Source organism: Moraxella oblonga NBRC 102422 (assembly GCF_001598275.1).
Taxonomy (GTDB): Bacteria; Pseudomonadota; Gammaproteobacteria; order Pseudomonadales; family Moraxellaceae; genus Moraxella; species Moraxella oblonga.
Genome location: NZ_BCYQ01000003.1, coordinates 1 through 11,480 on the forward strand (window position 1 = coordinate 1; position 11,480 = coordinate 11,480).

Annotated in this window: 11 protein-coding genes; 3 read left to right on the forward strand and 8 right to left on the reverse strand. The window is 41.8% G+C overall.

Going from position 1 to position 11,480, the window contains the following annotated elements; all coding sequences use genetic code 11:
- From dnaX to MOB01S_RS00405, 7 genes are all read right to left on the reverse strand, one after another.
- Positions 1–1,205: DNA polymerase III subunit gamma/tau (gene dnaX / locus MOB01S_RS00375; RefSeq protein ID WP_157073845.1), on the reverse strand; the 1,205-nt coding region annotated here is incomplete at its 3' end.
- Positions 1,206–1,274: 69 nt separating this feature from the next.
- Positions 1,275–1,943, reverse strand: coding sequence for a glutathione S-transferase (locus MOB01S_RS00380; protein WP_066799941.1), 669 nt, complete (start codon positions 1,941–1,943; stop codon positions 1,275–1,277).
- Positions 1,944–1,963: 20 nt separating this feature from the next.
- Positions 1,964–2,494, reverse strand: a complete 531-nt coding sequence (locus tag MOB01S_RS00385) for a DUF6985 domain-containing protein (RefSeq protein ID WP_066799944.1) — start codon at positions 2,492–2,494, stop codon at positions 1,964–1,966.
- A gap of 66 nt (positions 2,495–2,560) precedes the next feature.
- A complete protein-coding gene (gyrA, locus tag MOB01S_RS00390) occupies positions 2,561–5,251 on the reverse strand; it encodes a DNA gyrase subunit A (protein ID WP_066799947.1) in 2,691 nt (896 codons plus the stop codon).
- A gap of 129 nt (positions 5,252–5,380) precedes the next feature.
- The gene (gene zapE, locus MOB01S_RS00395; RefSeq protein ID WP_066799950.1) at positions 5,381–6,478 is read right to left on the reverse strand and encodes a cell division protein ZapE; all 1,098 of its coding nucleotides are present in this window, start codon (positions 6,476–6,478) and stop codon (positions 5,381–5,383) included.
- A 2-nt stretch (positions 6,479–6,480) separates the two neighbouring features.
- Complete coding sequence (locus MOB01S_RS00400) at positions 6,481–7,026, reverse strand: hypothetical protein (RefSeq protein WP_066799953.1); 546 nt, start codon at positions 7,024–7,026, stop codon at positions 6,481–6,483.
- Between the two features lie 15 nt (positions 7,027–7,041).
- Positions 7,042–7,398 (reverse strand): hypothetical protein, encoded by a 357-nt coding sequence (locus MOB01S_RS00405; protein WP_066800150.1) that lies wholly within the window; start codon positions 7,396–7,398, stop codon positions 7,042–7,044.
- A 142-nt stretch (positions 7,399–7,540) separates the two neighbouring features.
- Here MOB01S_RS00405 and MOB01S_RS00410 point away from each other — a divergent pair, with 142 nt between their 5' ends.
- Both MOB01S_RS00410 and hemW read left to right on the forward strand, forming a co-directional pair.
- Positions 7,541–8,698: a DEAD/DEAH box helicase gene (locus MOB01S_RS00410; protein ID WP_066800153.1), complete on the forward strand. Its 1,158-nt coding sequence runs from the start codon at positions 7,541–7,543 to the stop codon at positions 8,696–8,698.
- Positions 8,695–9,909: a radical SAM family heme chaperone HemW gene (gene hemW / locus MOB01S_RS00415; RefSeq protein WP_066799956.1), complete on the forward strand. Its 1,215-nt coding sequence runs from the start codon at positions 8,695–8,697 to the stop codon at positions 9,907–9,909. Before MOB01S_RS00410 ends, hemW begins: the two co-directional genes overlap by 4 nt.
- Before the next feature lie 87 nt (positions 9,910–9,996).
- On the opposite strand, the gene MOB01S_RS00420 is transcribed toward hemW, so the two are convergent.
- The gene (locus MOB01S_RS00420; protein WP_066799960.1) at positions 9,997–10,287 is read right to left on the reverse strand and encodes a YbeD family protein; all 291 of its coding nucleotides are present in this window, start codon (positions 10,285–10,287) and stop codon (positions 9,997–9,999) included.
- A gap of 80 nt (positions 10,288–10,367) precedes the next feature.
- Here MOB01S_RS00420 and xthA point away from each other — a divergent pair, with 80 nt between their 5' ends.
- Positions 10,368–11,180, forward strand: a complete 813-nt coding sequence (gene xthA, locus MOB01S_RS00425) for an exodeoxyribonuclease III (protein WP_066800156.1) — start codon at positions 10,368–10,370, stop codon at positions 11,178–11,180.
- Positions 11,181–11,480 lie beyond the last annotated feature (300 nt).

Genomic DNA, 11,480 nt, shown 5'->3' on the forward strand with positions numbered 1-11,480 from the left:
GAATTTTCAATTTCTGAATTTTCAATTTCTGAATTTTCAATTTCTGAATTTTCAATTTCTGAATTTTCAATTTCTGAATTACGAGAATGATTATTATTAATTATTTCGTGATTGCTTAAGGGGCGAAATGCCAATAAACGCAAAATTGCCATCTCCAAAGCCTGCATGGGTGTGCTGGCTAGGCGAATGGATTCGGTAGATTTGAGGCAAATTTCATAATAAAGCTGTATAACATCAGCAGGAATGGTGTTAGCTAGGTGACTAAATGCTTGTTTTTGTTCGTCATTCATGTCAAGTGGTAAGTTGGGCAAAATCTGCGAAAGTGCCATATAATGTAGGCTGTCCACCAAACGGTCAAGCATGGCGGTAGCATCTACCATTTGTTCACGTAGACGAGTGATGTGATTAGCAACATTGGAACGGTTGTCATGATAAATATCACTAAGCAAGTCAAGAACATCAAGATTGTCAATGAGTCCTAGCATCTCTTGTACAGTCTTGGTGTGTATATGACCACCTCCAAAAGCGATGGCTTGGTCGGTCAAGGATAGGGCATCTCGTACCGAACCTTTGGCGGATTGTGCCAGTTGCCATAAGGCGGATTCTTCAAAACCAATATTTTCGGTTTGTAAAATTTTGTTAAGATGTGTATAAAGCAACTCTTGCGACATTGGACGCAGAACAAACTGCAAACAGCGAGAAACGATGGTAATGGGTAATTTTTGAGGGTCGGTGGTGGCTAAGATGAATTTGACGTGTTCGGGCGGTTCTTCTAGTGTTTTTAGTAGGGCATTAAAAGAATGTGTAGATAACATATGTACTTCGTCTATCAAATAAACCTTATAACGTCCTTGAGTGGGAGCGTAAGGGACATTTTCTAGCAAGTCTCTGGTGTCTTCTACTTTGGTACGAGAGGCGGCATCAATCTCAATCAAATCAATAAATCGTCCATCATCAATGCTGGTGCAGGTATCGCACGTACCACAGGGAGTGCTGGTGACGCCCGTTTCGCAGTTGAGGCATTTTGCCAAAATGCGCGCAATGGTCGTCTTGCCCACGCCACGAGTGCCTGTAAACAGGTAGGCATGGTGCAACCGCTCCATATCAATGGCGTGTGATAGGGCTTGGCTGACATGGGTTTGACCCAACAGTTGGCTAAAATCTTTGGGGCGGTATTTGCGAGCGAGAACTTGGTGATTGGACATGGTTTTGGTATTTAATTTTTTGCTTATTATACAACAAAAATGCCCAATCCCAAAATTTATGGTAACAGCTTAGGTAAACAACGCCCCACCTTTTTTGACTGCCTGCAAATAGGCTGGGCGAGCTTCACATTGATTGAGCCATTTTTGAACATTTGCCCATTGTCCGATACCGCCACGACTTTGCAATGCCTTTACCGCAAAATAGGTTTGTATGTCTGCCCCTGTGAATTTGTCAGTTAGCCATTCTTTATTTGCCAAATGAGTATTTAATAAACTAAAACTTTGGGCAATATTATCTTTAATCATTAAATTTTCTATTTTATCAGCAATCGCTTTGGCAATAGGGCGAATGAGAAAAGGAGATTTGGTGGCAACTTTACTCATGACAAGACGCATGACAAGCGGAGGCATCATGCTACTTTCACTAAAATGTAACCAGAAGGTATAATCTTCCCAATAATTATCATTGGGTGATAGTTTTTTGTCAGTGTCATAATATTTTAATAGGTATTCAATGATAAAACCTGATTCAATGAGTGTTTTATTTTGATTGTTATCCACCAAAATGGGAGCTTTACCCATTGGGTGAATGACCTTCATATCATCAGGGGCAAGGTGGCTTTTATTGCGAGTATGTGTAATGACTTCAAAGGGCGTGCCATATAAGGCATTTAATTCGCATAATAACCATAAAATACGAAATGAACGAGAGTGATTTAGGTGGTGGAGGGTGAGCATTATTTTTACCTTTTTAAGTTTTAATTATCTTTTAAATAAACATTTAATCCATCATCTTCATGATAGCAGGTAATGTCTGTAACGGCTGTTAATATCATACCTTGCTTAATGGTAAGTTGCAATCCGTGTTCTTGCTCCCAATCACAACCACAATACACCAAGATGAACATTTCATCGGTTTCTTCATTATGTTTGATACCGATTGATGTTGGTTCTACATATTGCCAAATGCCGTGTATGTTATCATCTTTGATAAGCTGATGAAGTGGCTCATCACATTCATCATATTCAATCGCCTCTAAAAACTCTTGGCAATTTTGCAAGACATATCTTGAAATCTTTTGGCGGTCTTCTATGGTTAATGCCAAAAATTCTGTCAAAATAGATGCCACTCTTTCCAAAAAAGCCTCATCATCTTCAAAATATTCAAAAGAAACACTGATTTTATCGCTATTTAAAAAGGGTACAAAAACATTGTGCTTAGCCTCATAACTTTCTGTCCACTCTGGGTGCTGATAAAAGTTAAGTGTATTAATAGTAATGGTGTTCATAAAATCTCCAATCGTCATCAATTTTAAAAATCAAACAAAAGGCGAATATCAATCCGCCTTTTATTCTTATTTATCATCGTTTTGGGTTTGGCTATTTGGTGTGATTTCGTCCGTTTCAAGCCCATCGCTCTCATCAGCCTCTTCGTGCTCCACACACGCCACACCGACCAGCACCTCATCGTCCGCTACACGAATCAGTTTGACCCCTTGGGCATTACGGCTGGCAAGCATAATATCAGCAACAGGCGTACGAACCAATGTTCCCTTATCGGAAATAAGCACCACATCGTCATTGTCCGATGTCAAAACCGCCTTCACAAGCTGACCATTGCGTTCCGAAGTTTTGATGGCAATCACACCCTTACCGCCACGCCCTTTGGTTGGATAATCGGCAATTGGTGTGCGTTTGCCAAAGCCATTTTCACAAGCACACAAAATCTCGCCACAACTGTCCGCCCCAAGCACCACCAGCGACACCACACGACTGATGGCAAATCCGCCCTCATCGTCTGCATTGTCATCATCTGATACCTCCTCTTCTTCAAAGGCATTGGCAAGCAGATTGACCTTCATACCTCGCACGCCTTTGGCAATACGGCTCATCGCACGAATGCTACTTTCCTTAAAGCGAATGGCCTTACCTTCATTAGAAAATAGCATAATCTCTTGATTGCCATCTGTAATGGCAACCCCAATCAAAGTATCGCCATCGGCAAGGTGTGTTGCTCTTAGCCCATTGGCACGCAAATTGGCAAATTCTGACAATGCCACTCGTTTGACCGTACCACTTGCGGTAGCAAAAAAGACAAATTTGTCGTCCGCTTTCAAATCGTCCACAGGCAAAATGGCGGTAACGCTTTCATCGGCTTCAAGATTGATTAAATTTACCAAAGGACGACCCTTTGAACCACGAGAAGCAATCGGCACTTCAAAACCACGCAAACCAAACACCCGCCCTGTATTGGTAAAGCACAAAATATGGGCGTGAGTAGAAGTTACAATCAGATGTTCAATAACATCGTCTTCTTTCATTGCGGTGGCGGATTTGCCCTTACCGCCTCGTTTTTGGGCTTGATAGTCGCTGATTGGCTGAGTTTTGGCATAGCCTGTGGCAGAAACAGTCATCACAACGGTTTGTTCTGGAATTAAATCAGCACGGCTAAAATCGGCTCTTGCATCCACAATTTGTGTTCTGCGGTCATCGCCAAAGTTATCTCTAATTTCAATCAATTCACTTTTAATCAAGTTCATCAACACCTTAAAATCTGACAAAATCAAATTTAGGCGTGCAATTTCTGCCAAGATTTCTTGATATTCTTTGCTTAATTTGTCCTGTTCAAGCCCTGTTAGGCGGTGCAACTGCATATCCAAAATGGCAGTTACTTGTTCAGGCGACAAACGGTAATCCTTGTCATCGTTAATCAACCCAAAGGGGGCATTCAAATCCTCACCATCAATGACATCAGGGCGTACTGATACAGCATTGGCGTTTTTGAGCATTGCCACCACACCGCCCGCCTGCCAGATTTTGCCAAGCAGATTTTCACGAGCTTCACTGCGGTTGGCACTGTGCTTGATGGTTTCAATCATTTCATCAATATTGGCAAGGGCAATGGTTAGACCCTCCAACAAATGCCCACGCACTTTGGCTTTGTTTAACTCAAAAATGGTACGGCGAGTAACCACTTCTTGACGATGGCGAATAAAGGCCGACACCAAATCACGCAAGGTCAAAAGGCGTGGCTGACCGTTGTCAAGTGCCACCATATTGATAGAAAAGCTGGATTCTAAGGGCGTTTGGTTAAACAAATTATTAACCATTACTTCACTGTTTTCGCCCCGTTTTAGGTCAATGACAATTCTCATTCCTTCTTTGTCGGATTCATCTCGCACCGCACTAATGCCTTCTAGCTTTTTGTCATTGACAAGCTGGGCGATTTGTTCAATCAGTTTGGCTTTATTGACTTGATAAGGAATTTCGGTAAAGACAATGCGTTCACGGTCTTTTTGTTCCATTGGTTCAAGGTGGTATTTGCCCCGGATATGCACCCTGCCCTTGCCTGTCATATAAGCATCATAAATGCCAGAACGCCCATAAATCACACCGCCAGTCGGAAAATCAGGACCACTAATATGACTCATCAGCTCCTCGCCTGTGATATGTGGATTGTCGGCATAGGCAAGGCAAGCATTGATACTTTCGGTCAAATTGTGCGGTGCCATATTGGTTGCCATACCCACCGCAATCCCTGCCGACCCATTGACCAAAAGATTTGGGATTTTGGACGGTAAGACAGATGGCATTTTTTCAGAGCCGTCATAGTTATCCTCCCAATCCACCGTGTCTTTGTCAAGGTCAGCAAGCAGTTCGTGGGTGAGTTTTTGCATTCGCACTTCGGTATAACGCATTGCCGCAGGTGGGTCATTATCCACCGAACCAAAATTACCCTGCCCATCAATCAGCATATAACGCAAACTAAACGGCTGTGCCATTCGCACAATGGCATCATAAACGGCTGTATCACCGTGTGGGTGGTATTTACCAATGACATCGCCAACAACACGAGCGGACTTTTTGTAGGGTTTGTTATAATCATTGGAAAGCTCGTGCATTGCATACATCACACGGCGATGCACAGGCTTTAAGCCGTCTCTAACATCTGGCAAGGCACGAGAGACAATCACGCTCATCGCATAATCCAAATAGGACTGGCGAAGTTCATCTACAATGCCAATGGGGGTAATGGAGTCGGTCATAATTATTCCAATTCTAAAAAAGTATGATTATACCACAAAACGCACAATTTTGCAGGGTTTTTGATAAAAAACCGCCATGATAGAATATAATTTTTATATATAAATCATATGGTTGTAAAAAAGTTCTATTTACTCCACACGATGTTCCTCAGACAGATAATCTTCAGATTGCATTTCTAATAGGCGTGAGCGAGTGCGTTCAATTTCAAAGGCTAATTTTTCACCTTGATACAGCGCCAAAATGGATTGCTCGGCACGCACCAAAAGTTTAACCCTACGGTCATAAAACTCATCTACAAGGTAAATAAACCGCCTTGTAGGGTCCATAAGGGTATCGGTAAGAGCAGGAACATTATCAACCATGACGGTATCAAAATCATGGGCAATCTCAATAAAATCGCTGGCAGAGCGTGGTTCCATACACAAATCTCTAAAACTTGCAAGTAGGGTGGTTTTTGTGCGTTTGATGATATTGATGGTGCGTCCGCCGATGATGATGGGGTCTGTATGAACTTTTTGACCATTTGCCAACGTATCAAATCGTTCTGACAGCCAATCTTTGGTCTCGTCTGACAATGGTGAGGTGTAGAGTTTTGCTTGTTTTAATAAACGCAAACGATAATCTACGCCTTTATCAATATTCATGATGGTGGTGTTTTTTTCAACTTGGGCGATGGCGGGCAAAAAGCGGTCTCGGTGAATGCCGTTTTTATAAAGTCCTGACGGCTCAATGTTGGAGGTTGCCACAAGCGTAATACCACGTTCAAACAACATGGTAAACAAATCCCCCAAAATCATCGCATCTGATACATTAGATACAAAAAATTCATCAAAACAAATCACCACCGCTTCGCCATGAATGATGTCTGCTACTTTTTTTAGGGGGTCTGATTGCCCTTGTAATTTGACCAGTTCACTTTGTATTCGTTTCATAAAATGATGAAAATGTAGTCGCATTTTACGCTCAATGGGCAAACTGTCATAAAACATATCCATAAGCCACGTTTTACCACGCCCCACACCGCCCCACATATACAGACCTTTGGGAGGGGTTGGTTTGGATTTAAATAGGCTTGCCAAAAATCCAGTCGGTGTATTTTGGTTTGCCATGATGTCATGGTAGAGTTTGTCCAAATAAGCAATGGCGGAGGCTTGGACTTCGTCATGGCTAAAATTCCCTGTGGCTAAGGCTTCTTGGTAGCGTTGCTGGGGGGATAGGTTGGTCATTGTTATTCCTTATTTAAATATCTGTCGGGCAAGGGATTGTGCTTGTTTAATTGGGTTAAGACATAATGCGATATGGCGATTTTGTAAAATGTATAAGACCAAAATATCAACGCAAAAAACATCGCCGTTAATGCGTAATATAATTTACTGCTCACGCCTGCCTGCAATTGGCTCTCACTTAGATTGAGATGGGGATTGTCTTTTACATAATATATCTTGACAGTATCTCCCAAAGGGTCAATACAAGTGGATGCTGTCTGTGGCGTCAAACTTTTGCGATAGGTGGTATTATTGACGGTAAATTGATAATACCTAACAGGGATTTTACTATTGCAAATTTCACGATAAGAAACCGCATAAGTTATTACGCCATTATCTTTTAGGGCTTGGTGCAATTTGATTGCTCGTTTTTCATAAGAATAACTCACACCCAAACACACAGACACAATCAGCGTGGTCAAAATAATAAACGTCCATAATAGGGCTTTATGATTGATGACAAATTTAAAAAAATCGCTTAGGTTTATGTTGTTTGAGTGTTGGGGCATTCTCATTCCTAGTCATTAATCGCATTTAAATTTAATGTGATATTCATAATCATCATCACGGCTTAGGTTGGGTGTTTTTGTACCTAATACCGAGCCGATGACCGCCATGCCATTTTCAAACACACGCCCCATTTTTTCATCAACCACGCCGTTGTAGATGACTTCATCACTTAAAATAATAGGAGTGTGTCTTTTGCATTGGAATTTGGCATTGTTGAGAGCTTGATGTTGGGCGGATACTTTGTCTTTGCCAAGTCCTGTGGTCTCAAAGGTGTCATTGGTGCGAGCAATGATAGGCGTGGTAGGTTGTGGTGTGCTTTGACAAGCGGTTATGGTGGCAAATAATAGGGCGGTGGCAAGTAAACGGTACATTGTTTTCTCCAAATTTTTTAAAATGTCTATTGTAACAAAAAAAGTCATCAATTTGTGAGAATTGGTCATGCTGTGTACAAATAATCGCTCTTACGATAAAAATGTGTTAGAATGTCAAGATGTTAAAAATATTGGATTTAAGATGACTTTTGAATATTTTGAGCAACTGCCTTTATCGCCGACCACCTTAAAAGCAGTCAAAACACTAGGATTTGAGCGACTGACGCCCATTCAAGCACAGATTTTGCCACACACCTTAGTAGGGCAAGACGCCATAGGGCAAGCCCAGACAGGCACAGGCAAAACCGCTACCTTTTTAATTACTGCCATTGAGTATTTATTAAAACACCCTTTTTGTGCTGACGAGACACGCTTTTTGGGTGAGCCACGTGCCTTGATTTTGGCTCCAACCAGAGAACTTGCTCAGCAGATTTATCAAGATTGTAGGGCGTTGGTGCAGTTTAGTGAGTTGTACTGTTTGTGCATGACGGGTGGGGCAGATTTTGATAAACAGGAAAAACAGCTAGACAGGCGACCACTTGATATTTTGATAGGGACGCCAGGGCGGATTATTGATTGGGTGGGGCGTGGCAAGCTATTTCTTGACCGTGTGGAGGTATTGGTACTAGATGAGGCTGACCGTATGCTTGATATGGGATTTATTCCTGATGTCAAACGTCTGATTGCCAAAATGCCAAAAAACACACACCGCCAAAGCCTACTTTTTTCGGCGACATTTAATACAGATGTGATGAATCTGGCATATCGCTGGCTCTATCGACCAACTTTTGTGGAAATTGCCCCAGAAACTCGCACTAATCAAGATATTGAACAAAAATTTTATCTGCTGGCGGATGACCAAAAACTGACCATGCTCACTCATCTACTCAAAGATGAGGGTGTTAAAAAAGCCATTGTGTTTGCCAATCGCAAAGATCAAGTCAATTATTTATATGGTAAATTGCGTTCACAATTTCGTCTCGCCATGCTTTCGGGGGACATTGCCCAAAACCAACGAGAAAAATACTTAGAACGTTTCAAAAACGGTGAGCTAACTGTCATGGTGGCAACTGATGTAGCAGGGCGAGGTATTCATGTAGATGATGTCAGCCATGTCATTAACTATACTTTGCCTGATATGCCTGATGATTATGTACATCGTATTGGGCGAACAGGGCGAGCAGGACAAAAAGGGGTGGCCATCAGTTTTGTAAGTGAAAGCGACAGTTTCAACTTTCCTGCCTTAGAACAGCATTTGGGCAAAAAACTAAAATTAGAACAACCAGCGGAGTTAGTATGAGTGAATTTGGCGACCCTAGCGATCATGCGTTGATTTTGGACCCTGCACGCATTCCCTTGTCTCTTTATATTCATGTGCCATGGTGTCTAAAAAAATGCCCTTATTGTGATTTTAATTCACATACTCTACCCAAAGAAGAGTTGATGAATGCACCTTTTGATGAGTATGTCAATGCCTTGATTAAGGACATAGACAGTCAGCTTGACTTGGTTCAGGGGCGTAGCATACATAGTATTTTTATTGGTGGCGGTACGCCGTCTTTGCTACCAACAGCAGAATTTGGGCGATTATTTACACATTTAAAAAATGTGCTAGCATTTGATAAAAATATAGAAATCACCCTAGAAGCTAACCCTGCGACACTTGAACACGCTCCTTTTGAGGAGTACTTATCGCTAGGAATTAACCGCTTGTCGGTGGGCGTACAAAGTTTTGACAATCAAGCCTTATCTGTGTTGGGGCGAGTGCATGACTGTGATGATGCGGTGCGTGCCATTTTGCAGGCCAAAAAAGCAGGCTTTACTCGTATCAATGCTGACCTCATGCACGGTTTGCCCATGCAAACACCTAAACTGGCAGTTAATGACATTCAAATGGCATTGCAGGCGGGTGCAACACACGTTTCGTGGTATCAGCTCACCATTGAACCAAATACCGCTTTTTATCGCACTCCACCTGATTTACCAAACGAAGATGTGCTAGAAGAGATAGAAAAGCAGGGTAGGGCGACATTGTTGCAGGCAGGATTTACCAACTATGAAATCTCTGCTTGGGTGGGACGTGATGACACCGCCTGTCAACACAATCTAAATTATTGGCAATTTGGTGATTATTTGGCGATAGGGGCAGGGGCTCATGGCAAGGTTACGCTCCTTGACCATGCTAGCCACCCAAATGGCGTGTATCGTTTTGCAAAAACACGCCTACCTAGGGACTATCTAAGTTATGAATATGCCCCAAAAATGGTGGATTTTCATAAAATTGATGAGATAGATTTGCCTTTTGAGTTTATGATGAACGCCCTAAGGCTTGCCAGCGGTGTTAGTGTGGATACTTTTGAGGAACGAACAGGGTTGCTCATCAGTACGATTGATAATGAGTTGTTGCCCCTACAACACCAAGGGTTTATGGTGTTTGACCCCAATCTGATTGCCCCAACCAAAATGGGCTTTCGTTATGCCAATCATCTCATGCAGGCATTTTTGCCCTGATGTGGGTATATTTTAACTGATTGATTTTAATTATTTTTTTATTAAAAGGGTGAATGATGTTCACCCTTGACTCAACTACTTTTTAAATTATACCACCGTTTTGACAGTTTTGGCTTTATCCAAAGCGGTATACAAACGATTGACTTCGTCCGCATTTTGTAAGTATAAATTGACTCGTAAAGCGTGAAAACGCCCTGTTTTTGATGGACGAACTTCCACGCTTGCCATGTCAAAATCAGGAAAAATCTCTGCCAAAATGAGTGCAACTTCTTGGCGTAAGCTGTCGTGTTCGCCTTCGTTGCCAATGATGCTCATGGGGTAATTCATGGGAAATTGCCAAAGTTCAGGTTTTTGAATGTGGGTGCGTGGTGCGTTCATGATTTTTCCAAAAAATTAAAAGTGCTGTTATAATGGGTGTTTATTTTGAATTTTCAAGGGTTTAAACCATGAGCAATGCCATGACATTTGTTAGCTTTAATATCAACGGACTTCGTGCCAGACCCCACCAACTCATTGCTGTGCGTGATGTGCTTGGGGCGGACATCATCGGACTACAAGAAACTAAGGTTCATGATGAGGCTTTTCCGCTAACCGATGTACAAAATTTGGGCTATCATGTGGAATTTTTTGGGCAAAAGTCGCATTATGGCGTGGCAATTTTGTCAAAAACCAAGCCGATTTTTGTCCAAAAAGGCTTTCCCTTTGCTGACCCAGATGCCCAAAGACGGCTGATTCATGCCAGATTTGAGATTGGTGGGCGTGAAATTGATGTGATTAATGGGTATTTTCCACAAGGCGAAAACCGTGAGCATGAGACAAAATTTCCCATGAAGCAGGCGTTTTATGCCGATTTGACCCAATACATCAGCGACCTAATAGGGCAGGGCAGAGAGTTGATTGTTATGGGCGACATGAATATTTCGCCCACTGATAACGATGTGGGTATTGGCGAAGCTAACGCAAAACGTTGGCTCAAAAATGGCACATGTTCGTTTTTGCCAGAGGAGCGTGAATGGTATGATAAGCTCATGGCGTGCGGTCTAAGCGACACATATCGCAAATTTAAACCTAACAATAACGATGAATTTAGCTGGTTTGATTATCGTTCAAAAGGCTTTGAGGACACACCAAAGCGAGGCTTGCGTATTGACCACATTTTATGTACAGACAAACTTATCGCTGATTGTGTGGAGGCAAAGATTAGTTATGAAATTCGTGCCTTAGACAAGCCGTCCGACCACGCACCGATTTGGGCAAAATTTGCATTATAAAGGTAAAAATATTTTTAAAAAACTCTTGAAAAATCAAGAGTTTTTTATTTTATTCAATTAAAACCTAATTTATTTAACATAATCCTTATAATTTTGTGTGATACGACAAATGCCTTATAAAAAGAAAGGGTGGGGGGTGATATTGATTTATAAGAATAGCAAAGTTTACCACCTAATACAAAGTGTGAGTAAGTGTGCGTATTCAAGAGCCATCATACTCAATTTATGTCAAAATCATACAAAAATCATTTGCCCTAAGCTAAGCCTTTGGATGAGGTGGTTTTTCTTTATAGTTTGACA